The following is a 25,442-nucleotide window of genomic DNA, read 5'->3' on the forward strand; positions in this document are numbered from 1 at the left end:
CGGCAATTTCATTCCCCCTCATATACAACGGATGCGGTACCAAAGTACAGGAAGCCCTGGAAGACCAAAGCAGAATGGGAGGGGCGCCGGATCACAACGGCTTTATGCTTCCCCGGGGTCAGGGTGAACGCCGCTTTCAGCGTCTTGGTTGAGTTGCTCAAATAACCGTGCGCCGGCCGTTCTTGCATCCGTAGACACAACCCGGTAGCGCCGCGCGGCCAATGGGCGGATGTGGACATCGCCGGCTGCATTGCCTTCCGCGGGCGCTCGCTGGATAGTCCCGGCAATGTTCGAGACCCTGGTGATTCACTGGACACAAATACTGGCGATCATCTCGGTGGTGATGGCGACCATCGGCATTGCCCATGCCGTCATGACCAAGGAGGACGTCCGCGCCGCCACCGGCTGGGTCGGCGTCATGGTGCTGTCGCCGATCCTCGGCGTGCTGATCTATGCCGTGGCCGGCATCAACCGCATCCGCCGCGCCACGATCAGCGCGCAGCGCCCGCTTGCCGAAGGCCTTGTGTCGGCCAAGCACGAGCGCGACGTCGCCGCCGAAGAGGCGTTGATCGTCGAGCGCTATGGACAGCGCTTCACCGGCCTCAGGACGCTGGGCGACAGGGTGGCGCGGCGCGCGCTCAACCCGGGAAATGCAATCGACGTGCTGGAGAGCGGCGACGAGGCCTACCCCGCAATGTGCGCGGCGATCGACGGGGCGGAGCGCAGCGTCCTGCTGGAGACCTATATTTTCGACAATGACGGCGTCGGCCTGCTTTTCGTCGAAGCGCTGGCCGGCGCTGTCCGGCGCGGCGTCACCGTGCGTGTGCTGATCGATGCCGTCGGCGCCCGCTACTCCGTCCCCAGCATCCTGGCACATCTGCGCCGCGCCAACATTACGGCGGATGTCTTCAACGGCAACATCGTCATGGGCCTGCGCCTGCCCTATGCCAACCTGCGGACCCACCGCAAGATCCTGGTGATCGACGGCACGGTTGCCTTTACCGGCGGCATGAACATCCGCAAGGGTTTTTCGTCGGAGTTCGCCGGATCGAACAGCGCCAGGGACACGCATTTCCAGGTCACCGGACCCGTCGTCGCCGACCTCTTCTCGGTCGCCGCGGAAGACTGGCGCTTCGCCACCAAGGAGGCGCTGAAGGGCGATGCCTGGCGGATCACACCGGTTTCACCGCCCGCCGGCCAGCCGATGCTGGTGCGTGCGGTCGCATCCGGGCCGGATGCCAGCAACGAGACCAACCACAAACTGCTGATCGGCGCCTTCTCTGTGGCGCGCAAGTCGATACGCCTGATGTCGCCCTATTTCCTGCCAGACCGGGAACTGATCAGTGCCCTGGTCACCGCGGCCAGGCGCGGTGTCGAGATCGATGTCGTGGTGCCGGCGGTGAACAATCTCTTCCTTGTCGACCGCGCCATGACCGCGCAATTCGACCAGATCCTGAAGAATTATTGCCGCATATGGCGCACGGAAGGACCCTTCGACCATTCCAAGCTGCTTTCGATCGACGGCGTGTGGGCCTATGTCGGGTCCTCCAATCTCGACGCCCGCTCGCTGCGGCTCAACTTCGAGATCGACCTGGAGGTCCTCGACGCAGGCTTCGCCACCGAGATCGAGAGGCGGATCGAAACGGCGATCGAAACGGCTGTTCCAGTCACGCTGGCCTCCTTGCGGGCGCGTCCCTTCATCATCCGCCTGTTCGACCGCATCCTCTGGCTGGGTTCGCCCTATCTCTAGAAAAAACCATTATCTGCGACAAAAATCCTATCTTTAACAAAACGACGTGTTTGCCCGGTAGCATGTCACCAACGATGGAACATCGGCCGAAAGACTTTATTTCCAGGTGCATGGTGAGAACCCTAGGGATGATGGGCGGGTTATGCGAATGAGCGGGCGCAGCCTGCCGGCCAGCATGCTCCTGTCCATTCGCGACAGGCGGATGCGCAAGGCCAACGCCTTGTCGCCGAAGAAGGACGGCGTCACCGGGACGCTGGTCGCCTCCTACAACGTCCACAAATGCATCGGCGTCGACCGCAAATTCGATCCCGACCGCACCAGCCGCGTCATCCGCGAGATCGCCCCCGACGTCATCGCCCTGCAGGAGGCCGACAATCGTTTCGGCGACCGTGTCGGGCTTCTCGACCTGCACCGTCTCGAACTGGAAACCGGCCTCGTGCCGGTGCCCATTTCCGCAACGGGCAAAGGCCACGGCTGGCACGGCAATGTCCTGCTGTTCAAAAGGGGCGTCGTTCGCGACGTGCATCAGATCAGGCTTCCGGGTCTCGAACCGCGCGGCGCCGTGGTGGCGGAGATCGATTTCGACGGAAATCAATCATTGCGCATCATCGCGGCCCATCTCGGATTGCTGCGCCGCTCCCGCTCGCAGCAGGCCCAGGTCGTGCTCGATCTCATGAACAGCCCCGATGAGAAGCCGACGCTCCTGCTCGGCGATCTGAACGAATGGCGGCTCGGAAATCGCTCCGCGCTGAACACGCTGCACGCGACCTTCGGCCCGCAGCCACCGGCAGTCCCCACCTTCCCGTCCAACCTGCCGCTGCTGGCGCTCGATCGGATCATGGCCAACCGGCACGGCATCATCGCGGCCGTCGAAGCGCATGACACGCCGCTGTCGCGCGTGGCCTCCGATCATCTGCCGCTGACCGCCTTCGTCCATTTGTAATGATTTTTGCCGCGCGTCGGTCACGTCTTGATGTCCACCGCGTTGGAAAGCGTGTGGTATGTACCCTGGAACAAGCTCCTCCTGTTGCGAGTTGATGCCAGTCAACCCCAGGAGGACGAAACGTGAAGAAGGTGATTTTGGCTTCCCTATTGGCGTTTGCCGCGACGGCTTCAGTCATTGCGCCAACGCAAGCCGCAAGTTTGACGATTCAGTCCGATGACGACAACCGATATTCCTCGGATGACGATTCCGGGATTGTCGTTCGCCGTCATCATGTGCGCCGTTATGATAACGAATACGATGGCGACCGGAACGCTCAGTACGAAGACTACGACAATGGCGGCTACCGCTGGCACCGCCGGCACCACCGCTGCCACACGGAAACGATCGTGCATTGGCGCCACCACCACAGGGTATTCGAGGACGTTCGCGTCTGCGGCTGAAGCCGCTCCGTCTCCTGATCCTATCCTTGGCGGATTGCCGCCAAGGTAGCCGTTGACGTCCGTCGCCTTTCCACGGACGCGGCTATTGCCGCATTGCACAAATTCCCCAGCATGCCCACAATGCCGGCATGATCCGAACTTCACTCGCCGTCCTGGTGATCGATGAAAACCGCATCCGCGCTTCGATAATCGAGGCCGGCTTGCGCGAGGCGGGCCATGAGCGGGTCACCGTCATCCATGACGTCAGCGGCATTGCGCGCCGCATCGCCGAGATCGAGCCCGACGTCATCGTCATCGATCTGGAAAACCCCAACCGCGACATGCTGGAAAACATGTTCCAGCTGTCGCGCGCGGTGAAGCGGCCGATCGCCATGTTCGTCGACCGCTCCGACCAGGCCTCGATCGAGGCGGCGGTCGATGCCGGCGTTTCGGCCTATGTCGTCGACGGGTTGAGGCAGGAGCGCGTCAAGCCGATCCTCGACATGGCGGTGAGCCGCTTCAACGCTTTCTCGCGCATGGCGCGCGAGCTGGAAGAGGCGCGCAGCGAGCTCGAGAGCCGCAAGGTGATCGACCGCGCCAAGGGCATCCTGATGAAGTCGCGCGGCCTGACCGAAGAGGCCGCCTACGCGCTGCTGCGCAAGACGGCGATGAACCAGAACCGCAAGATCAGCGATATCGCCCAGAGCCTGGTGACTGCCGCCGGGCTTCTCGGACCGGCGGAGGACGAATAGACATGGGCGCCGAGCACCAGATCACCGCCGGCTTCATGCCGCTTTTCGATAGCGCCGTCCTGGTCGCTGCCGGCGAACTGGGCTTTGCCGCGCGCGAAGGCATCGATCTCACGCTGCACCGCGAGACCTCCTGGGCCAACATCCGCGACCGCATCGCCATCGGCCATTTCGACCTCGCGCACATGCTGGGACCGATGCCGCTCGCCTGCAATCTTGGCCTCACCCCCCTCGCCTCCGAGACCATCGTGCCCTTTTCGCTGGGGCTCGGCGGCAACTGCGTCACCATCTCCAACGCCGTCTGGGCGGGCATGGAGGCGCACGGCGCCGTGCCCGATCTCGATCCGGCGCGCGCCGGCGCGGCCCTTCGCGCGTTCATCCGCGAGCGGGCGGCCGCCGGCCGCGACCCACTGCGCTTTGCCGTCGTGCATCCGCATTCCGGGCACAATTACGAACTGCGTTATTGGCTTGCCGCCTGCGGCATCGATCCCTCGCGCGAAATCGAGATCGTCATCGTGCCGCCGCCCTTCATGGCCGACGCGTTGGCAGCCGGCCGCATCGACGGCCATTGCGTCGGCGAACCCTGGAACAGCGCCGCCGTGGCAGCCGGCACCGGCCATATCGTCACCGTCAAGGCGCTGCTCTGGCGCAACAGCCCCGAGAAGGTGATCGGCGCGCGCAAGGCTTGGGCCGAACAGAGCCCCGAGGCGCTGGCGGCGCTCTTGCGCGCACTGCATCACTCGGCGCGCTGGTGCCAGGATCCCGCGAACCGCGACGAATTGGCCGCGGTGATGGCGCAACGTGGCTTCCTTGGCCTGCCGCCGGCCGTCCAGATGCCGATCCTGACTGGCCGTCTCCGGCTGGGCGGCGGGGCGGAGCTGGACATCGACGACTTCTTCGTGCCGTTCGACAAGGCGGCCAACTTCCCCTGGAAAAGCCATGCGCTGTGGTTCTACACGCAGATGGTCCGCTGGGGGCATGTCGCGCATACGCCGGAAAACCTTGCCATCGCCCGCGATTGCTACCGGCCAGATCTGTACCGCTCGGCGCTGAAGCCGCTCGGCGTCGCGCTGCCCGGCGCCAATGCCAAGGTCGAGGGCGCGCTGAAGGTGGCGACGCCGGTGGGCTCGGCGGGCGCGAGCCTGGTGCTTGGCCCGGACGGCTTCTTCGACGGCCAGATCTTCGATCTCGACGAGATCGACGCCTATATTGCGAGCCAGTCGCGCCGCTGATCATTCGCGCGCCATTCTTGTGCATTGCACAAAATTTATGCGATCCATCGACCGGATTGGTCAATGTTTGACCTTATCCGTTGCTGGCGCGACCGAACCATGAGTCGGCGATGTAACTGATTTCGCTAGACATTCCAGACAGTTCGGAAACTGGCACGGTTCCTGCATTGAAATAAACGAGCCCTTCTCGGGCAATCGAACAGGCGTCCAATGGCGGGCGCCACAGGCAAAGCTGCCGCTCAGGTCTACACGCGATCCCGGATGTACGGACGCGAGGGCTTGGACGGCGGCTTTTTTGTTTTGGACCCGAACACGCAATCAACGGAGCGCCGTTCCCAAGGCGCCCAACCGGAGACGACGATGACGAAACGGATCGGAACAACATCCCTGAAGGATTTCACCCGCCGCGATTTTCTGGTGAGCAGCGCGATGACCGCGGTGCTGTTCACCGTGGCGCTCCTGCTGTTTCCCACCGGCACCAAACCAGAGGGCAAGGCTCCGCAAGTGATCGCGCAAGGCGCGGCCTCTTCGCGCTGACCTATGCCGCACCGCATTCACCACCCAAGAACGAGCGCGGCGATGCCGCAAACCGGAGCCTGACATGACCGCAAATCTCCCAGCCGCGCCCAGCCAGGACACTGCTCCCCGGCAGGCGCTCGTAATGTCCACCATCGCCTTCACCGTCTGCTTCGCGGTGTGGACGATCTTTTCGATCATCGGCGTGCGCATTAAGCAGGATCTCGGGCTGAATGAGACGGAATTCGGCCTGCTCGTCGGCACGCCGATCCTCACCGGTTCCCTCGTGCGCATGGTGCTCGGCGTCTGGACCGACCGCTTTGGCGGGCGGCTGGTCTACACCGCGACCATGCTTGCGGCGGCAATCGCGACCTTCCTGCTGGCTTTTGCGCACACCTACGCGCAGATGCTGGTCGCCGCGCTCGGCGTCGGGCTAGCCGGCGGCTCCTTCGCCGTCGGCGTGTCTTACGTCTCGCGCTTCTTCCCCGCCGGCAAGCAGGGTACGGCCCTCGGCATCTTCGGTGCCGGCAATGTCGGGGCCGCGGTCACCAAGTTCCTGGCGCCGTTCGTGCTTCTTTCCTGGGGGTGGCAGTCGGTTGCGCTGATCTGGGCGGCGGCACTCGTCGTCATGGCTGTCGTCTTCTGGTTCACCACCGGCGACGATCCGGTCATTCGCGAGCGCCGTGCCGGCAAGGCGACACCCGTGAGGAGCTTCTGGCAGGAATTCGCGCCGCTCAAGAACCTGCAGGTCTGGCGATTCGCCTTCTACTATTTCTTCGCCTTCGGTGCGTTCGTGGCGTTGTCGCTGTGGCTTCCGCGCTATCTGATCGGCGTCTACGGCTTCGGTCTCGCGACCGCCGGCATGATCGGCGCGGCCTATTCAATTCCCGCAAGTGTCTTCCGCGCTTATGGCGGCGTGCTCTCCGACCGGATCGGCGCCCGCACCGTGCTCTATTGGACTTTCGCGGTCAGTGCCGTCACGACCTTCATTCTGTCTCTCCCCTCGGCAGACTACGTCGTACGCGGCATCAGCGGGCCGATCGCCTTCCATTTCGAGATCGGCCCGCTCGCCTTCATTGCCGTTGCCTGCGTGCTCGGCTTCTTCATGAGCCTTGGCAAGGCCGCCGTCTACAAACACATTCCCGCCTATTATCCACAGAGTGTCGGCGCGGTTGGTGGTGTGGTGGGCATGATCGGCGGTCTCGGTGGCTTTATCCTGCCGATCGCCTTTGGCGCGCTCAACGACCTCACCGGCGTCTGGTCGAGCTGCTTCATGCTGCTCTTCCTGATCGTCGTCACCTGCTTTGCCTGGATGCACTTTTCCATCCGGCGCATGGAGCGCGCGACAGCCGCCGAAGCTCCAGACCTTTCCTACGCCGCAGAGTGACACGGGAGCGGAGTAAGCACATGACCGAAAAACTCGTTATCATCGGCAACGGCATGGCCCCCGGGCGCATGCTGGAGCATCTGCTGGAACAGGCGCCGGGCCGCTACGCCGTCACCATCTTCAACGCCGAGCCGCGCGTGAACTATGACCGCATCATGCTGTCGCCCGTGCTGTCAGGCGAAAAGGCCTATGAGGAAATCATCATCCATGGCGACGGCTGGTACATCAAGCACGGCATCACCCTCTACAAGGGTCACAAGATCGTAGCCATCGACCGCCAAGCGAAGACCGTCACCTCCGATCACGGCGTGACCGAGCCCTACGACAAGCTTGTCATCGCCACCGGCTCGGTGCCGTTCATCATCCCGGTGCCGGGCCACAACCTTCCGGGCGTGCTGACCTATCGCGACCTGGATGACGTCCGCGCTATGATGCTTGCCGCCCAGTCGCGCGCCAAGGCCGTGGTCATCGGCGGCGGCCTGCTCGGGCTCGAGGCCGCGGCCGGGCTGAATTCGCAAGGCATGGATGTCACCGTGCTGCATGTCATGCCGACGCTGATGGAGCGTCAGCTAGATCCGGCCGCCGGCTATCTCCTGCAGCGCGCCGTCGAACAACGCGGCATCAAGGTCATCACCAAGGCCAACACCCAGGCGATCACAGGCAATGGCAAGGTCCAGCAGGTGGAACTCGCCGACGGCACAATCATCCCGGCGACCCTGGTGGTGATGGCGGTCGGCATCAGGCCGAATGCGGCGCTGGCCAAGGATGCAGGCATCGCCGTCAACCGCGGCATCGTCGTCGATGCCGGGATGCGCAGCAACGACCCCGACATCTTCGCGCTCGGCGAGTGCGCCGAGGTGGGCGGCACGGTCTACGGGCTGGTGGCGCCGCTCTACGAGATGGCGCGTGTTGCCGCTCATCAGCTTGCCGGCGACGAGACCGCCGCCTTCGTCCACATGGACACGCCGACCAAGCTCAAGGTCACCGGCATCGACCTCTTTTCGCTCGGCGACTTCGCCGATGGCGACGACCGCCAGGAGATCGTGCTGCGCGACGCTTCCGCCGGCGTCTACAAACGCCTGGTGCTCAGGGATGATCGCATCATCGGCACCGTGCTCTATGGCGAGACGGCTGACGGCGCCTGGTTCAACGACCTGAAGAAGAAGCAGACCGACATATCGCAAATGCGTGATACGTTGATCTTCGGCCAGTCCTACCAGGGGGGTGCCCCGCTGGACCCTATGGCGGCCGTTGCAGCCTTGCCGGATGATGCGGAAATCTGCGGCTGCAACGGCGTCTGCAAGGGCAAGATCACGGGCGCGATCACGGGCAAGGGCCTGACTTCGCTCGACGACGTCCGCGCCCACACCAAGGCGTCGGCCTCCTGCGGCTCCTGCACAGGGCTGGTCGAAAAGCTGATGGTGCTGACCCTTGGTGACACCTACAACCCGGCCGCGGTGCAGCCTATGTGTTCCTGCACCACGTTCGGCCATGACGAAGTACGCCGGCTGATCAAGGCCAAGCACCTGAAGACCATTCCGGCGGTCATGCAGGAACTGGAGTGGAAGACCTCCTGCGGCTGCGCCAAATGCCGGCCGGCACTCAACTACTATCTCGTCTGCGACTGGCCAGACGAGTATGCCGACGACTACCAGTCGCGCTTCATCAACGAGCGCGTCCACGCCAACATCCAGAAGGATGGCACCTATTCGGTGGTGCCGCGCATGTGGGGCGGCGTGACCAATGCGGCCGAACTGCGCGCCATCGCCGACGTCGTCGACAAATTCGAGATCCCGATGGTCAAGGTCACCGGCGGCCAGCGCATCGACATGCTGGGCATCCGCAAGGAGGACCTGCCGGCGGTGTGGGCCGATCTCGGCCAGGCCGGCTTCGTCTCGGGCCATGCCTATGCCAAGGGCCTGCGCACAGTGAAGACCTGCGTCGGCTCCGACTGGTGCCGCTTCGGCACGCAGGATTCGACCGGGCTCGGCATCCGCATCGAGAAATTCATGTGGGGTTCGTGGACCCCCGCCAAGGTCAAGATGGCGGTATCGGGTTGTCCGCGCAACTGTGCCGAGGCGACCTGCAAGGATGTCGGCGTGATCTGCGTCGACAGTGGTTACGAGATCCACTTCGCCGGTGCCGCCGGTCTCGATATCAAGGGCACGGAAGTGCTCGGCCTGGTCAGGACCGAAGACGAAGCGCTGCAGCACATCGTGGCGCTGACGCAGATGTATCGCGAGCAGGGCCGCTATCTCGAACGCATCTACAAATGGGCCAAGCGCGTCGGCATAGCCGAGGTCAAGCGCCAGATCATGGACGACGGCGAGAAGCGCCAGGCCTACTACGAGCGCTTTGTCTTTTCGCAGAAATTCGCCCAGGTCGATCCGTGGTCCGAGCGCGTCTCCGGCAAGGACAAGCACGAGTTCCGGCCCATGGCCTCGGTCGGGTTTGCGCAGGCGGCGGAGTGACAATCATGAACTGGATCGCGATCGGCACCATCTCCGATATTCCCCGGCGCGGCGCGCGCTGTGTCGCCACACCGCAAGGCAAGATCGCCGTCTTTCGCACGGCGGACGACGAGGTCTTCGCCATCGAGGACCATTGCCCGCACAAAGGCGGACCGCTGAGCCAGGGCATCGTCCATGGCGCGGCCGTGACGTGTCCTCTGCACAATTGGGTGATCTCGCTGGAGACGGGCAAGGCGCTTGGCGCCGACGAGGGCGCCGTGCGCACTATCCCGGTGAAGCGGGAAGGCGAGCGCCTGTTCATCGCGCTGGAAGCGCTGGCCAGCCGCGCGGCCTGAACCATGGAGATTGACGAAGCACGCGAGGTGAGGACCACCTGCCCCTATTGCGGGGTGGGCTGCGGCGTACTGGCAAAGATCGCCACGGACGGACAGGTGTCCGTCCGTGGCGACCCCGATCATCCGGCGAATTTCGGCCGGCTCTGCTCGAAGGGCTCCGCGCTCGCCGAGACCATCGGCCTCGACGGCCGGCTGCTCCATCCGCAAATCCACGACCACGGCTCGTCTTGGGACGAGGCGCTCGACCTCGTCGCTTCGACCTTCTGCCAAACCATTGCCGAACATGGTCCCGACGCGGTCGCCTTCTACGTCTCCGGCCAGTTGCTGACCGAGGATTACTACCTCGCCAACAAGCTGATGAAGGGTTTTGTCGGCTCGGCCAACATCGACACAAATTCGCGTCTCTGCATGGCGTCCTCGGTCGCCGGCCACCGCCGCGCGTTTGGTTCGGACACCGTGCCGGGAACCTACGAGGATATGGAACTCTCCGATCTCATCGTGCTGGTCGGCTCCAACCTCGCCTGGTGCCATCCGGTGCTTTATCAGCGCATCGCGGCCGCCCGCGAAAAACGGCCCGAGATGAAGGTGGTGCTGGTCGACCCGCGCCGCACCGTGACATCTGACATCGCCGACATGCATCTGGCGATCGCGCCGGATGGCGACGTCGCCCTGTTCACCGGCCTGCTCGCCTGGCTCGGCCAGCACAATGCGCTCGATCGTGCCTATATCACGGCGCATACGTCCGGCTTTGGACAAGCACTGTTCGCCGCCTCGGCGCTCAACCTTGCCGGCGTCGCTGCCGCCACGGGGCTCAGCGAAGACGAGCTCGGCCGTTTCTACAGCCTGTTCGCCAGGACGGAGAAGACAGTCACCGTCTACAGCCAGGGCGTCAACCAGTCGTCCCAGGGCACCGACAAGGTCAATGCGATCATCAACTGCCATCTCGCCACTGGCCGTATCGGAAAACCGGGCGCCGGGCCGTTCTCTGTCACTGGCCAGCCCAACGCCATGGGCGGCCGCGAGGTCGGCGGCATGGCCAACATGCTCGCCGCCCATATGGAGATCGAAAACCCCGAGCATCGCGAACGCGTGCAGCGCTTCTGGAATGCGCCGGCGATTGCAGGGAAACCGGGCCTCAAGGCGGTCGATATGTTCAAGGCGGTTGCCGACGGACGCATCAAGGCGCTGTGGATCATGGCCACCAACCCGGTCGATTCGATGCCGGATGCAGGCGCCGTCGAAGCGGCGATCAAGGCCTGTCCCTTCGTCGTAGTGTCGGACGTGCTGGCCGAGACCGACACCGTCCGCCATGCCCATGTCCGGCTGCCGGCGACGGCTTGGGGCGAGAAGGATGGCACCGTCACCAATTCCGAGCGCCGCATCTCGCGCCAGCGCGCGTTCTTGCCGATCCCCGGCGAGGCGCGGCCCGACTGGTGGATCATTGCCGAGGTGGCGCGGCGCATGGGCTTTGACGGGGCGTTTGCGCATGAGACGCCGGCGGAAATCTTTGCCGAGCACGCCGCGTTGTCGGCATTCGAGAATGACGGCGAGCGCGATTTCGACATTGGCGCTTATGCTGGTGTCGATAGAGAAGACTACGACGCGCTAGCGCCTTTCCAATGGCCAGGGCCGAGCCCAGGCACTCCCCTCACCCCGACCGGGCACCAATCCATCCGCTTCTTCGCCAACGGCAACTTCTACACGCCCGACCGCAAGGCACGCTTCATCGCCATCCGCCCGACCGTCGAAACCCGCATCACCTCCGACTTCCCGCTCATCCTCAACACCGGCCGCATCCGCGACCACTGGCACACCATGACGCGTACGGGCAAAAGCCCGCGCCTGTCCCAGCACATCGCCGAGCCCTTTGTCGAAATCCACCCAGTGGATGCGCACCGCCACGGCATTGGCGATGCCGACATCGCACGCGTCTCGACCCCGCGCGGCGAGGTGCTGGTCCGCGCGCTGGTGACCACGCGCCAGCGCCGGGGCAGCCTGTTCGCGCCGATGCACTGGACGGACCTATTCGCCGCCAGGGCCCGGCTCGACACGCTCACCGCATCGCTTGCCGATCCGGTGTCAGGCCAGCCGGCGTTGAAGCATGTCGCGGCCAGCATCGAGAAATTCACCGCCAGGACCTTCGGCTTTGCCGTGACACGCAAAAGACCCACGACGATGGCCGCCGACTACTGGGCGGTAGCCAGATGCCGGGGCGGCTGGCGGGTCGAGCTTGCCTTTGCCAATGACGATGTCGACTGGACGGCCTTCGCCGGTTCGCTCTTCGATACCGCGGATGCCGAAGTTCTCGCCTATCACGACCGCGAGGCCGGCCAACACCGCATCGCCGCCTTCGATGGCGAGCATCTGACGGGTGCCTTGTTCATCGCGCCAGGTCCGGTCGCGGTGTCGCGCGGCTGGGCGGCCGAGCAGCTCGGCGAGGTCCACGCCAGCCAGCGTCAGCGCTTCAGGATCGTTGCCGGTCGCGCCGGTGCCGGACGGCCCGATGCCGGCGCGACCGTCTGTTCCTGTTTCAACGTCGGGGTCAACCAGATCACGGCTGCCGCGGCCGCTGGCTGCACCACCGTGGACGCCATCGGCGCCGCGCTGAAGGCAGGCACCAATTGCGGCTCCTGCCGGTCCGAGATTCGCGCAATTATCGCGGCCAACCAGGTTCAGGCCGCCGAGTGAAGGCGACCCGGCAGGCCGGGCTGAACTCCGGCCGGAAGTTGGGATCGAACCTTTCCAGCAGAAATCGACTTCGCGGGTGATGGGGTGAAAGACGCCGCCATGGACCAGCAACCGGCCCCTGCAGGCGACCGTCGCGTGACGCCGCTCGCGTGGCTGGATCCCACCGTTCGGCTGACCATTGTTGGGAGGTGTTTTCCAAGCCATAGCAAGCAGTTGGCGAAATGCGCCATGAAATCGCCGCCGTGGATCTGTGGCTCGGCTGGCGCTGTCCTCCGCAATTGGTACGTCTGGACACGCGTGTTGAAGACTGAAAAATGGGGAACGCAACCCTCGCCATCCGAGTTGATTCAAAGCATCGGGAGATCAGCGCTGAATCTGGAAGACATAGCCGGCCATCCGGCCTTGCACCGCTACGTTCAGGAACAGTCGCAGTCCCTGATCCGCATCTATGAGGAAAGCCCGCGCCTGGCTTCCATCTTTGCCACACAGCAGCGCTGGCTTTTGGGTCATGTCGGCCTTGCCATGCACTTCAGGCGAGGCCCGAATGACCGCCGCAAGGAGCTGACCGTATCGCGTTTCATCGAGGTCGTGCACAAGAACGCGGTGGCCAGCCGCAACACGGCGGACGCCTTCATCAAGGAGATGCTGCACTACAACATCGCCGAGTATGTGGCGGGCGGCGACGGCCGCACGCATCCCCTGCAGCCGACAGCGGCCACCATCGAGCGATTCACCGGCTGGGTAACAGCCCATCTGCGCACGCTCGACCACATCGACGGCGGCGACCGGCTGGCCAGATTCCTGGAGCGGCCCGAAATGCTTGCCACGCTGCAGCCGCTGGTGGCTGACGGCCTGCTTGCGTCCAAGCCGGTGCGCGAACCCAACCAGACCTTCTCCCTGTTCATCTGGCTCAACAATGGCGGCATCGTCATGGACTGGCTGATGTCGGGCATCGACCCCGACCACGCCGGCCTGGAGCGGATTCCGACGGGCGTGGTTTCGATAGGTGACTTTGCCAAATGGCTCAAGCTGTCGCGGACCCATCTCGGCCGCAAACTGCGCACGGCGGAGGAACTCGGCAGCATTGGCTGGCTTGGTCAGCGTGGCCATTCGGTGATGTGGGTGTCGCACGGATTCTACGAGGAATACATGACCGTCCAGGCCGCCAAGCTGGCCGTCGTCGACACCGCCTTCAAGGCCTGTTTTCCGGCATCGCAGGGCGACGGCTGAGCAGCGCCGCGCATGAGAGTCATTCCAGGAAAACTGTGAAGCGTTTTCCGTCCGGAATTGTACCAGAACAGGTGGATTGACCGGTTCCGCGTTTGCGTGGCTGCGCGACGCCAAGGACCTCGGCAGCGTCGGCTGGCTCGGCCAGCGCCCAGTCACGAAAAGCCGACGCTGGACAGGCGTCAGAGCCTGTCCGGCGTTACTGCCGCGTGTACACCCTCCACCTGTGTCGATTGATGCTCGCCGAGCTTGATCGACACTGATCGCGGGCGGCGTTCTCAATCGATGTCGAACGAGACGCCTTGGGCGAGCGGCAGCGCCTTGGAATAGTTCACCGTATTGGTGGCGCGGCGCATATAGGCCTTCCATGCATCGGAGCCGCTCTCGCGTCCGCCGCCGGTTTCTTTCTCGCCGCCGAAGGCACCGCCGATTTCGGCGCCTGAGGTGCCGATATTGACATTGGCGATGCCGCAATCCGAACCGTCGACACCGAGAAAGCGCTCGGATTCCTGCAGGTCGCGGGTGAAGATCGATGACGACAAGCCGGCGCCGACCGCATTGTGCTCGTCAAGCACGGCGTCGAAATCCGAATACTTCATCACATAGAGGATCGGCGCGAAGGTTTCTTCCGTTACTGGCGAAACCTGCTTTGGCATTTCGACCAGCGCCGGATGGACATAATAGGCATCCGGATGGCCATTCTCGACCCGTGTCCCGCCGGTCACCTTGCCGCCATGGGCGGTCGCTTCGCTCAGGGCCTTCTGCATGGCATCGAACGCTGCCTTGTCGATCAACGGCCCGACCAGCGACGAGGTCTCCAGCGGATTGCCGACCGAAACGCTCTGATAGGCCTTCTTCAGCCGCGGCACCAAGGCGTCGTAGACGCTGTCATGGACGAACAGGCGGCGCAGCGTCGTGCAGCGCTGGCCAGCCGTGCCCATGGCCCCGAAGGCGATGGCGCGCAGCGCCATGTCGAGATCGGCCGTCGGGCACACGATGCCGGCATTGTTGCCGCCCAGTTCCAGCACCGCTCGTGCAAAACGCTTGGCCAGGCGCGGACCGACATCCCGGCCCATGCGGGTCGAGCCGGTGGCCGAAACCAGCGGCACCTTCGGATGATCGACCAGGATCTCGCCGACGGCACGGTCGCCGATCAGCACCGGCGCCAGGCCTTGCGGTGCGTCCGCGCCGAAGCGCTTGACCGCGCGCTTGAAGATCGCCTCGCAGGCAAGCGCCGTCAGCGGCGTCTTCTCGGAAGGTTTCCATACCACTGCATCGCCGCAGACCAGCGCCAGCGCTGCGTTCCACGACCACACGGCGACCGGGAAGTTGAAAGCCGAGATGACACCAACGACGCCGAGCGGATGCCAGGTTTCCATCATACGGTGGCCGGGACGCTCGGTGGCGATGGTCAGACCGTACAATTGCCGTGAGAGACCGACGGCGAAATCGCAGATGTCGATCATTTCCTGCACTTCACCGAGCCCTTCGGAGGGTATCTTGCCAACCTCGATCGACACCAGCCGGCCCAGCTCGGTCTTGTGCGCGCGCAGTTCTTCGCCCAGCAGCCGAACCAGTTCGCCGCGCTTGGGACCCGGCACCAGCCGCCAGGACTGGAATGCCTGGTGGGCGTCATTAATGGTCTTTGCCGCGTCGACTGGCGAGATCGTCTTCAGCGCCGCGATCTGCTCACCCGTCACCGGGCTGCGCACGATCAGGTCGCCGCCGACAAGCGCCTCCTTGGCCACGCCCAATTTCGCCAGAAGCTCGGCCGTTTCCTTCGCTATCGTCATTTTTGTCCCTTTCAGATCCCGCCGCTCGTGTGGCGTGGGTCAACGTCTTGCGCCATGCCTTCCCGCGCCGTTGCGGCTGGAAGGGGCTATCATGGCGTGCCATTACCTGTTTCAGGGGAAAATCGCCACCCCGGCATGGTCCAAGCCCAGGCTGCACGATTGAGCCAGACGACCCTTGGAGCAGAACTGGCAGAGGGCGCTTAGTCTAGTTTGCCTTTTTCGCCGGCGCGCGCACGGCGCCGTCCTTGATCAGACGGTCGATATGCATGCGGATATGGGCTGCTTCCGCCGCCGTGTTGGCGAGCGCAATGGCGCGGTCGAAGGCAATGCGTGCCTCCTCGCCCCGGTCGAGTTGCATCAAGAGCCCGCCCTTGAGGCCGAAGAAATGGAAATAGCCGGATAGTCTCTGCTCGAGCGGCTCGATCATCGCCAGCGCCGCTTCCGGTCCGCGCACCTTGGCCACCGCGACCGCACGGTTGAGCGTGATGACCGGCGACGGCTGCATCTGTTCGAGCAGGCCGTAGAGCAGGTCGATCTCCACCCAATCCGTGTCCTCGGCCTTCTCGGCCCGCGCGTGGAGCGCCGCGATCGCCGCCTGCACCTGGTAAGGGCCGGGCTTGCGGTGGCGCAGGGCCTTGTCGACCAGCGCCAGCCCTTCGTCGATCATCTTGCGGCTCCACAGGCTTCGATCCTGGTCCTCGAGCAGCACGATCTCGCCATCATCGTCGAAACGTGCCGGTGCGCGTGCGTGCTGCAGGAGAAGCAGCGCCGTCAGCCCCATGATCTCCGGCTCGGTCTGGAACAATCTGAGCAGCAGCCGTGCCAGCCGGATCGCTTCCTCGCACAGAGGCGCGCGGGCCGGCGCCTCGCCGCTGTTGGTCGAATAGCCCTCGTTGAAGATCAGGTAGACCATGGACGCGACCGCCGCGAGCCGCTCGGAGCGCTCGACCGCGCCTGGCGTCTCGAACGGCACGCCGGCGTCCGCGATGCGCGCCTTGGCGCGGGTGATGCGCTGCTCCATCGCGCTCTCGCCGACCAGGAAGGCGCGCGCGATCTGCTTGACGGTGAGGCCGGAGACGACGCGCAGCGCCACTGCGATCTGCTGTGTTGCGGGCAAATCAGGGTGACAGCAGATGAACAGCAGCCGCAGGATGTCGTCGCGGTAATGCGCGCCGTCCAGCCGCTCCGCGATATCGCTCTCGGCGTCTTCCAGATCGGATATCTGGTCTTCCTCTGGCATCGGCGCTTGCTTGGCGCGCTTGCGCACCGCGTCGATGCCGCTGTTGCGGCCGACGAAGATCAGCCAGGCCGCCGGATCGCGTGGCGGCCCGTTCTGCGGCCAGTTCTTCAGCGCCTTGAGACAAGCGTCCTGGAAAGCTTCCTCCGCGGTATCGAGATCGCGGAAATAGCGCAGCAGTGCGCCCATCGCTTGTGGGCGGGCAGCGCTGATTGCGGAGCTTATCCAGGCGAATTCGGTCATGCTGGAACCCTGGTTGGATGGAACACCGAGACCGGCCGGATCTCATAGGAACCGCCGCTCGGGTTGACCTCGGAAAGCTCGCGGGCGAATTCGACGGCCTCGTCGAGGTCAGCGCAATCGAGCGTATAGAAGCCGAGGAACTGTTCCTTGGTTTCGGCGAACGGCCCGTCGATGACCAGCGATTCGCCTTTCACTTTCCGCAGCGTCGTTGCCGCAGTTGTCGGCAAAAGCCGCGCCACGGGCCCAAGCCGGCCGGCGTTGGCATACTTCTCCTGGACACCGAGCAGGTCGGCCATGACCTTGTCGTCCTGTTCCTTGCTCCAGGAGCAGACGACATCTTCGGAGGCGTAGCAGAGGATGGCATAGAGCATGGAGGGTCCTTTCTGTAGCAAAGGACGAAACAGTAGGGCCGATCCCGACATGGCGTCGATAAAAAAAATCGAGACGCCGCGGATTCAGCGGCCGCTGATTGCCGCCGATCGACTCTCCTGCGTCTTCAACCATCTCAGCACGAGCGCTTCCTCCTCATCGAGACCGTCTATGGATCGCTTGCGCTTGTTGGCTTCCGCCATTTCGGCAAGCAGCCGTCCTTCGCTCCAGGCCTCGAAGACCTGCGGGTGGATATAGCATTTGCGGCAGACCGCGCGCGTATTGCCCAGCCGTTCGGCCACTTTGTCGATGATGTTGTTCATCGCCCGCTTTCGCTGTGCCTGGCTTTCAGGCAGTTCCGTCTGTGCAAACAGCGACGCGGCATGGATGGTGCCGCCCCATGTGCGGAAATGCTTCGAACTGAACGCGTCGCCGGCGGCGTCCCGGATGTAGCGGTTGACGTCGTCGGAGCGGACCGGGCGTCTGTCGTCCCTCTCGTCGAGATACTGGAACAGTTTCTGGCCCGGCAGGTCCTGCGCGCCCCGAACGATCCCGGCGATGCGGCGGTCCACCAGCTTCAATCTCCATTCCTTGCCGGACTTTCCCTTGAAGGCGAAGCGCAGGCTCGATCCCTTGATGTCGACATGCCGATCGCGCAACGTCGTCAGGCCGAAGCTCTTGTTATCGCGTGCATAGGCCGCGTTGCCGACGCGGATCATCGTGTTGTCGAGCAGCCAGACCACCGCTGCGACGACGCGTTCGAGCGGCAGGCCGTGACGGCGCAAGTCGCTATCGATTCTGCGCCGAAGGTCCGGCAGGCTTTCGGCGAAAGCGACGAGGCTGGAATATTTGACACCGTCGCGCTCCTCGGCCCATTGCGGGTGATAGCGATACTGCTTGCGCCCCCGCTGATCCCTCCCGGTCGCCTGAATATGTCCATCCGGATCGGGCGAAATCCAGACATCGGTCCAGGCCGGGGGAATGACGATGGCCGCGATGCGCGCCCTGTCGGCATCGGAGACCGCTCTCCCGTCCGGTCCCTTGTAGGCGAATCCTTTGCCAGCCTTCAGCCGGCGGATGCCGGGCTCGGCATCGCTGACATAGGTCAGCGCGGTATCCCGGGCGGAAATCTGTGGTCGATTCTTGGGTACGCTATCACAGTCAGCCAATCGGCTACGCGACGATCCGGTTCTCTGCAGCATGACGGCTCCACGCAAAATGTCCGTAGATAAGTTGCGGGCAGACTGCTGGTTCCACACCCCGTCTGGAAAGCAGGATCCGGTGGCGTCGGCGAGGCAATGCGCTGCATCTGTGTCGGCGGAAAGGACAGCCGGCGGCGCGCGCCTTTTTTTACGCCTTTTCGAGCACCACCGGGATGACGTCGACAGCCTGCTCCCCGACCTGTCCGCCGGTCGTCTTCAGCACGCCGACGATGGGCGCCACATCCGAATAGTCGCGCCCGTAACCGACGGTGATATGGTCGTTGGAAGCCCGCATGCCGTTGGTCGGATCGAACTCCTGCCAGCCGGCATCACGCCCGCACCAGACCTTGACCCAGGCATGCATGGCATCCGCACCTTCCAGCCGCGGCTTGCCCTTGGGCGGAATGGTGCGCAGGAAGCCGCTGACATAGCCGGCCGGAATGCCGAGTCCGCGCAGCCCGGCGATCATGATGTGCGAGAAATCCTGGCAGACGCCCCGCTTCAGCCGAAAGGCATCGCTGGCCAGGGTCCGCACCGTGGTCGCTTCGCCATCATAGGTGAAATCATGGTGGATGCGCTTGCAGAGGCTCATCGCCGTGCCGGCGGTCGAGCCACCGATGCTGTCTTGCGCATAGGTGGTGATCGCCGCATCCATGCCGGCGTGACCGCTTGCCACCAGGAAGTGATGCGGCGACGCCGGCGCCAGCGACCGCACGGCCGCCAGCTCCCGCCTCAGTCGGCCGATATCGGGCGACACGTCGAGCCCAGGCTCGGGCCGCGACACCGAAACGCGCGCGCTCATCCTTATGTCGAGCGCTTCATGCGCGTCGCGAAACGCGATCGAGGTAACGTTGTTGCCGAAAAAATCGGTAAAGTCGGATCGTTCATTGGGTGCCGGTTCAAAGGACAGCGAAGCGGCGATGACGCGCTGCACGCCGCCAATGGTCGGCGGCAGCACCCGCACCTGATGCCGGCCGCCGCCGGCAGCGGCGGCGTAGTCGTAATGGAGCAGAAGCCGGATGTCGTACAGCATGGCCATTGCTTTCTAGCCGAAATAGGCTTTGGCGAGGCTGTTGTAGAGGCCGCCGATTTCGCTGGCGAGTTCGTTCAGCGCCTTCGTCGTCATGTCAGCCGGCTCCTTGATGGCGATGGCGGTATTGAGCTGCAGGATCTCCTTGGCCGCCGCCGACATGTGCCCCTCGCCGCCGGTCGCCGGCAGCAGCCCTATCTCGGTCTTCAGCCTTTCCAGCTGGAACAGGATGGAGCGTGGATTGAGCGGATCGAGCGCCAGGAGATCGACCACCGTGCGCCGGCCGGCCTGCACCGGATATTGCCGGCGATGGGTCATGACGCTGTCGCCGATCTCCAGCATCATGTCCAGCGCGCCATCCGGCGCCTTGCTGCCGGTCAGTCGGGCCAGCGTGCCGGCGATCTGGATGCCACGTTCCAGCCGCCGGCCGATCTCGAGGAAGCGCCAGCCGGCGAAACGGTACATGTTCTCGTGCAGCAGGCCGGAGAATCCGGCAAGCTTGCGCAGAATGACGGTCATGGCCCGCGTCGCGTCGTCGCCGGGGGCCACGGTGGTGGCAAACCGATGGATCGTCTTCGACAAATCCTTGAGCGCCAGCCAGCCATCCGGCGAGAAACGATCGCGGATCTGGCCGGCGCTGTAGACCGCGCTGTCGAGCATGCCGATCAGCCCTGGCGGGATCGCCGTTTCGACATCGATGCCGAACGGCTCGAGATAGTCCCTGATATCTGCCAGCAGAGGCATGTCGGGATCGGACGTTTCGGCGAGCCGCACATGATAGGCGCGCAGGATGCGCACGGTGTCTTCCGAGCGTTCGATGTAGCGGCCGAGCCAGGTCAGGTTTTCCGCCGCGCGGCTGGGCAGGCTACCTGGCCTGGTGCGGTTGAAGCTGTCGCCCTCCTGCGGCAGCAGCGTCTCGCGCTCGACTGGTCTGTCGCTGACCACCCAGACATCAGCCGCCTGGCCGCCGCGCTGCATGGCGATCGCCGTCGGGTCGAGCGACAGGCCGACGCGGGCGAAACCGCCCGGCATCACCGTCCATCCCTCGGGCGTGCGCGCCAGATAGACGCGCAAGCTCGCCGGCCGGGGTTCCAGCCAGCCGCCGACATAGACGGGTGTCGTCGAAAGTGTCACCGCTTCCTGGCCGACGAAGGCCTCGCCATCGCGTTCGATGCGCGCCACCAGTTCCGCCCGTTCTCCGACCGACAGCGCCGAGCCGAGCTTTGTCTGTCCGTCATCCTCGAAGGCAAGTCTTGTCGACAGCGCCGGGCCGACCACCATTCGGTCGATATTGGCGAGGACATGGGCGCGCTCCGTCCCCTGCCCGCACCACCATGTCACCACACTGGGCAAAAGCAGCTCCTCGCCCCACAATTCGCGCGCGATCTTGGGCAGGAACGCAAGCAGCGCACGCGTCTCCATCAGGCCCGATCCCAGCGCATTGACGGTGGACACCGTACCTTGCCGGATCGCTTCGACCAGGCCCGGCGTGCCGATCTGCGAATCCGGACGCAGTTCGAGAGGATCGGCAAAGGCGGCATCGAGCCGCCGCCACAGCACGCTGATCGGCATCAGGCCCGACACGGTGCGCACCATGAGCCTGCCGCCGGAAACAGTCAGATCCTCGCCTTCGAGCAGCATGATGCCGAGGTAGCGGGCGATATAGGCGTGTTCATAGTAGGTTTCATTGAGCGGCCCCGGCGTGAGGATGGCGACGCGGCCGTCGCTCTCCTTTGCCATTCCGATCAGCGCATCGCGGAAGCGACGGAAGAAGCCGGCGAGCCGGTGCACATGCATCTCGCCATAGATGTCTGACAGTGCGCGCGTGGTGGCGACCCGGTTCTCCAGCGCGAAGCCGGCGCCCGAAGGCGCCTGGGTGCGGTCGCCAAGCACCCACCAGCGGCCATCGGGCCCGCGGCCGAGCTCGAAGGCGCAGAAGTGCAGGAAATGCCCTCCGGCCGGCCTGGTGCCGACCACGGGCCGCAAATATTCAGGGCTCGCCGCGATCAGCCCTGCCGGCAGGATGCCTTTTTCGACCAGTCGGTTCTGTCCATGGATATCGGCGACAATTTCCTCGAGCAGGTCGGCGCGCTGCACCAGGCCGGCGCTGATCGCCTGCCACTCGCTATCCTCGATGAGCACGGGAATATGCGCCAGCGGCCATTCGCGCTCGTTGGCGCCCGCCTTGTCATAGACGCGGTAGTAAACACCCGCATCGCGCAGATACTGGTCGGCGCGGGCGAAGCGCTGGCCGAGCTTTTCGGCCCCGAGTTCGTCCAGCGCTTCGACAAAATCCTTCCAGACCGGGCGGGGATTGCCCGACGCGTCGACCATCTCGTCGACGACGCCGTCAATCGGCTGGTAGTGCTTCAGCAGGCTATGGGCCTGCGGCTTGCCGCGCACCCTTTTGTGATTCCCCTTTGCCATGTCAGATCACAGTCTTGGCGGACGCCTGAGGTCAAGGGTCATCGGGAAATCTTCCCCCGGCTGTTCTTCACGCAACACATAGCCGGACGGGGTATGGCCGCGCGGTTCGAAGCGGGCGAGCCGCCGTGCCTCGGCCTCGTTGCCATTGACCGGGAAGGTGTCGTAATTGCGTCCGCCGGGATGGGCGACATGGTAGACGCAGCCGCCGACCGCCCTGCCCGACCAGCGGTCGTAGATGTCGAACACCAGCGGCGTGTTGACCGGCAGTGCCGGATGCAGGCCCGAAGCCGGCTGCCAGGCCTTGAAGCGCACGCCCGCCACCGCGACCTCGCGGTTGTCGGTAGCCCTCATCGGCACGATGCGGCCGTTGCAGACGATCGCATGGCGCTCCGGATTGAGACCTTCGGTCTTGACCTGCAGCCGTTCGACCGAGGAATCGACGAAACGCACCGTGCCGCCGATCGCGCCCTGCTCGCCCATGACATGCCATGGCTCCAGCGCTTGCCTGAGCTCCAGCTTGATGCCCGCATGCTGGACTTCGCCGCAGAAGGGAAAGCGGAATTCGAGCTGGGCGTCGAACCATTCGGGCCGGAACTCGAAACCATTGAGCTTGAGGTCGTCGAGCACATCGAGAAAGTCCGCCCAGACATAGTGCGGCAGCATGAAGCGGTCATGCAGCGAAGTGCCCCAGCGCACGAAGCGTCCGTCGAGCGGGTTCTTCCAGGCGCGTGCGATGATAGCCCGCACCAGCAATTGCTGCGCCAGAGACATGCGCGCATTGGGTGGCATCTCGAATCCACGGAATTCGACAAGGCCAAGCCGACCGGTCGGTCCATCGGGCGAGAACAGCTTGTCGATGCAGATTTCCGAGCGATGCGTATTGCCGGTGACGTCGGTCAACAGATTGCGGAACAGGCGGTCGACCAGCCATGGCAAGGGTGCGGCCCCCTGGTCGGGATGCGGCACCTGCGCCATGGCGATCTCGAGCTCATAGAGCGAATCGTGCCGCGCCTCATCGAAACGTGGCGCCTGGCTGGTCGGCCCGATGAACAGGCCGGAGAACAGATAGGACAACGAGGGACGCCGTTGCCAATGCAGCACCAGGCTCTTCAGCAGGTCGGGCCGGCGCAGGAACGGACTGTCATTGGGCGTGGCGCCACCGACCACGACATGGTTGCCGCCGCCGGTACCGGTGTGGCGGCCATCGATCATGAACTTGTCGGCGCCAAGCCGCGTCTGCCGCGCCTCGTCATAGATCGCCGTCGTCGTCGCCACGCAATCCTGCCAATTCGAGGCGGGATGGATGTTGACTTCGATGACGCCGGGGTCGGGTGCCACGCGGATGACGTTGAGGCGCGGGTCCTGCGGCGGGCCGTAGCCCTCGATATGCACGGGAAGGCCAATCGCCTTCGCCGCGTTCTCGGCAGCGGCGACGAGTTCGAGATAGTCTTCCAGCGCCTCGACCGGCGGCATGAAAACGCACAGCCTGCCGTCACGCGGTTCGACCGAAAGTGCCGTGCGCACCGCGCCGCCGATCTCGGTGATCTCCTGCTCGACCCGCTCCTGCTGGCCGGTCGCCGCCGTGAACGACACCGCCTGCTGGCGGCGGGCCATTTCGTCGGCGCCTTCCAGTTCGGCCGGAGCCGCCGCAGGCAAGATTGCTTCCCGCACGGGCAGCGGGCCACGCGGCAGCGACGGATCGACAGGCACGATGTAGGGGAACTGCGCGGGCGGCACATGAGGAAGCGTTCCCAGCGGCAAGCGGTAGCCGACCGGGGAATCGCCCGGCACCAGGAACAGCCGGCCACGCCGCGTCTTCCACTTTTCCGAACGCCAGCGCGGATCCGATGCCTGGCTGTTCCAGCGCTGCACTGGCAGCACATAGCCGGATGGCTTGGTCAGCCCGCGCTCGAAGACGCGCGCCATGCGGCTGCGTTCCTCGGGGTCTTCCAGCTTGGAGTTGGACGGGTCGACATTCTCGGGCAGCTTGCCTTCCTTGAGCAGCCATTCGGCCGGATCCTCATAGGCTTCACTGACCATGGACGTGTCGATGCCGAGCTCGCCGGCGATCGCCGTCAGCAGGCTTTCGGCCTGTTTCGGCCCGACATCAGCCGAGCTTTTCTCCGGCGCGATCAGCGACGGATCGCTCCACACCGGCTCGCCGTCGGCGCGCCAAAAGAGCGAGAAGGTCCAGCGCGGCAGGCTTTCACCGGGATACCATTTGCCCTGGCCGTAATGCAGAAAGCCGCCGGGCGCGAAGCGCTCGCGCAGGCGGCGGATCAGCGCGTCGGCCTTTTCACGCTTGCTCGGCCCGACGGCGGCGGTGTTCCACTCGGCGGCCTCGAAATCGTCGATCGACACGAAGGTCGGTTCGCCGCCCATGGTCAGCCGCACATCCCCGGCCGCGAGCGCGGCATCGACCTTGTTGCCGAGCGCGTCGAGCGCTTGCCAGCTTTCATCCGAGAACGGCTTAGTGATGCGCGGATGCTCGGCGATGCGATCGACCCGCATCTCGAAGCCGAACTCGACATTGGCAAAGCTCGCCATGCCTGAAATGGGTGCCGCATTGCGGAAATGCGGCGTGGCGGCCAGCGGCACATGGCTCTCGCCGGTGAGCAGGCCGGAAGTCGGGTCGAAACCGATCCAGCCGGCACCGGGAAGATAGACCTCGCACCAGGCATGCAGGTCGGTGAAATCGACTGATGTGCCGGCCGGCCCGTCCAGCGCGACTAGGTCGGGCTTGAGCTGGATCAGATAGCCAGAGACGAAGCGCGCGGCGACGCCGAGATTGCGCAGGATCTGCACCAGAAGCCAACTCGAATCCCGGCAGGAGCCCTTGGCCGCCGCCAGCGTTTCCTCCGGTGAGAAGACGCCGGTCTCCATGCGCACGATGTAGGCGATCTCGCGCTGCAGGCGCGCATTGAGGTCGACGAGGAAATTGACCGTGTTCGGCGCGCTGCGGTCGACGGTTTCCAGGAAAGCCGAGAGAAGCGGCCCCGCCGGCTCCGGTGCCCGGTAGATGGCCAGATCAGCCCTGATTTCCTCGGGATAATCGAACGGGAACGCCTCCGCCGACGGTTCGACGAAGAAGTCGAACGGATTGTAGACCGTCATGTCGGCGACGAGATCGACCTCGATCTTCAGCTCCGTCACCGGCTCGGGAAAGACAAAACGGGCGAGGAAGTTGCCGTAGGGGTCTTGCTGCAGATTGACGAAGTGGTTCGCCGGCTCGACCTTGAGCGAATGGCTCAACACCTTGGTGCGGGAATGCGGTGCTGGCTGAAGCCTGATCACCTGGGGACCCAGAACCACCGGCCGGTCGTATTTGTAGTGGGTCAGGTGGTAGACGGCTGCCAGAATTGCCATGGGGCCCCGGAATTCAGCGTTTCAAACGATTTCGCTGAACCCTGACACATCCGGC

General features: G+C 64.5%; 18 protein-coding genes. 11 read left to right on the top strand and 7 right to left on the bottom strand.

Features of this window, described 5'->3' with window-relative positions:
• Positions 1 to 286 precede the first annotated feature (286 nt).
• The 11 genes from FJ941_RS06520 to FJ941_RS06570 all read left to right on the top strand — a co-directional run bounded on the left by FJ941_RS06520 (position 287) and on the right by FJ941_RS06570 (position 13,723).
• Positions 287 to 1,750 carry a phosphatidylserine/phosphatidylglycerophosphate/cardiolipin synthase family protein gene (locus FJ941_RS06520; protein WP_140504067.1) on the top strand — a complete coding sequence of 488 codons (1,464 nt, stop codon included), beginning with the start codon at positions 287 to 289 and terminating at the stop codon, positions 1,748 to 1,750.
• 142 nt (positions 1,751 to 1,892) lie between these two features.
• Positions 1,893 to 2,693, top strand: coding sequence for an endonuclease/exonuclease/phosphatase family protein (locus FJ941_RS06525; RefSeq protein WP_140504068.1), 801 nt, complete (start codon positions 1,893 to 1,895; stop codon positions 2,691 to 2,693).
• A 122-nt stretch (positions 2,694 to 2,815) separates the two neighbouring features.
• A complete protein-coding gene (locus FJ941_RS06530; protein WP_140504070.1) occupies positions 2,816 to 3,136 on the top strand; it encodes a hypothetical protein in 321 nt (106 codons plus the stop codon).
• A 128-nt stretch (positions 3,137 to 3,264) separates the two neighbouring features.
• Complete coding sequence (locus tag FJ941_RS06535; RefSeq protein ID WP_140504072.1) at positions 3,265 to 3,867, top strand: ANTAR domain-containing response regulator; 603 nt, start codon at positions 3,265 to 3,267, stop codon at positions 3,865 to 3,867.
• 2 nt (positions 3,868 to 3,869) lie between these two features.
• Complete coding sequence (locus FJ941_RS06540; RefSeq protein ID WP_181169735.1) at positions 3,870 to 5,096, top strand: CmpA/NrtA family ABC transporter substrate-binding protein; 1,227 nt, start codon at positions 3,870 to 3,872, stop codon at positions 5,094 to 5,096.
• 210 nt (positions 5,097 to 5,306) lie between these two features.
• A complete protein-coding gene (locus tag FJ941_RS28940; RefSeq protein ID WP_181166645.1) occupies positions 5,307 to 5,633 on the top strand; it encodes a hypothetical protein in 327 nt (108 codons plus the stop codon).
• 64 nt (positions 5,634 to 5,697) lie between these two features.
• Positions 5,698 to 6,999: a nitrate/nitrite transporter gene (locus tag FJ941_RS06550; RefSeq protein ID WP_140504075.1), complete on the top strand. Its 1,302-nt coding sequence runs from the start codon at positions 5,698 to 5,700 to the stop codon at positions 6,997 to 6,999.
• Between the two features lie 20 nt (positions 7,000 to 7,019).
• Entirely contained in the window at positions 7,020 to 9,470 is a 2,451-nt protein-coding gene (gene nirB, locus FJ941_RS06555) for a nitrite reductase large subunit NirB (RefSeq protein WP_140504077.1), read from the top strand.
• A 5-nt stretch (positions 9,471 to 9,475) separates the two neighbouring features.
• A complete protein-coding gene (nirD, locus tag FJ941_RS06560; RefSeq protein WP_140504078.1) occupies positions 9,476 to 9,805 on the top strand; it encodes a nitrite reductase small subunit NirD in 330 nt (109 codons plus the stop codon).
• A 3-nt stretch (positions 9,806 to 9,808) separates the two neighbouring features.
• A complete protein-coding gene (locus tag FJ941_RS06565) occupies positions 9,809 to 12,493 on the top strand; it encodes a nitrate reductase (protein WP_140504080.1) in 2,685 nt (894 codons plus the stop codon).
• A gap of 402 nt (positions 12,494 to 12,895) precedes the next feature.
• Positions 12,896 to 13,723 (top strand): hypothetical protein, encoded by an 828-nt coding sequence (locus tag FJ941_RS06570; protein ID WP_246673713.1) that lies wholly within the window; start codon positions 12,896 to 12,898, stop codon positions 13,721 to 13,723.
• Positions 13,724 to 13,998: 275 nt separating this feature from the next.
• Here the strand turns inward: FJ941_RS06570 and FJ941_RS06575 are convergent, their stop codons facing one another.
• The 7 genes from FJ941_RS06575 to FJ941_RS06605 all read right to left on the bottom strand — a co-directional run bounded on the left by FJ941_RS06575 (position 13,999) and on the right by FJ941_RS06605 (position 25,387).
• Positions 13,999 to 15,513 carry an aldehyde dehydrogenase family protein gene (locus FJ941_RS06575; protein ID WP_140504081.1) on the bottom strand — a complete coding sequence of 505 codons (1,515 nt, stop codon included), beginning with the start codon at positions 15,511 to 15,513 and terminating at the stop codon, positions 13,999 to 14,001.
• A gap of 205 nt (positions 15,514 to 15,718) precedes the next feature.
• A complete protein-coding gene (locus tag FJ941_RS06580) occupies positions 15,719 to 16,993 on the bottom strand; it encodes an RNA polymerase sigma factor (RefSeq protein ID WP_140504083.1) in 1,275 nt (424 codons plus the stop codon).
• The gene (locus FJ941_RS06585) at positions 16,990 to 17,364 is read right to left on the bottom strand and encodes a YciI family protein (protein WP_015315946.1); all 375 of its coding nucleotides are present in this window, start codon (positions 17,362 to 17,364) and stop codon (positions 16,990 to 16,992) included. Before FJ941_RS06585 ends, FJ941_RS06580 begins: the two co-directional genes overlap by 4 nt.
• Before the next feature lie 84 nt (positions 17,365 to 17,448).
• Positions 17,449 to 18,564 (bottom strand): DNA topoisomerase IB, encoded by a 1,116-nt coding sequence (locus tag FJ941_RS06590; protein WP_140504085.1) that lies wholly within the window; start codon positions 18,562 to 18,564, stop codon positions 17,449 to 17,451.
• A 148-nt stretch (positions 18,565 to 18,712) separates the two neighbouring features.
• Positions 18,713 to 19,597 carry a transglutaminase family protein gene (locus FJ941_RS06595; protein ID WP_140504087.1) on the bottom strand — a complete coding sequence of 295 codons (885 nt, stop codon included), beginning with the start codon at positions 19,595 to 19,597 and terminating at the stop codon, positions 18,713 to 18,715.
• Between the two features lie 12 nt (positions 19,598 to 19,609).
• Positions 19,610 to 22,021 (bottom strand): circularly permuted type 2 ATP-grasp protein, encoded by a 2,412-nt coding sequence (locus FJ941_RS06600; protein WP_140504089.1) that lies wholly within the window; start codon positions 22,019 to 22,021, stop codon positions 19,610 to 19,612.
• A 6-nt stretch (positions 22,022 to 22,027) separates the two neighbouring features.
• A complete protein-coding gene (locus FJ941_RS06605; protein ID WP_140504090.1) occupies positions 22,028 to 25,387 on the bottom strand; it encodes a transglutaminase family protein in 3,360 nt (1,119 codons plus the stop codon).
• Positions 25,388 to 25,442 lie beyond the last annotated feature (55 nt).

The sequence above is a fragment of the Mesorhizobium sp. B2-3-13 genome (genome assembly GCF_006442195.1).
Taxonomy (GTDB): Bacteria; Pseudomonadota; Alphaproteobacteria; order Rhizobiales; family Rhizobiaceae; genus Mesorhizobium; species Mesorhizobium salmacidum.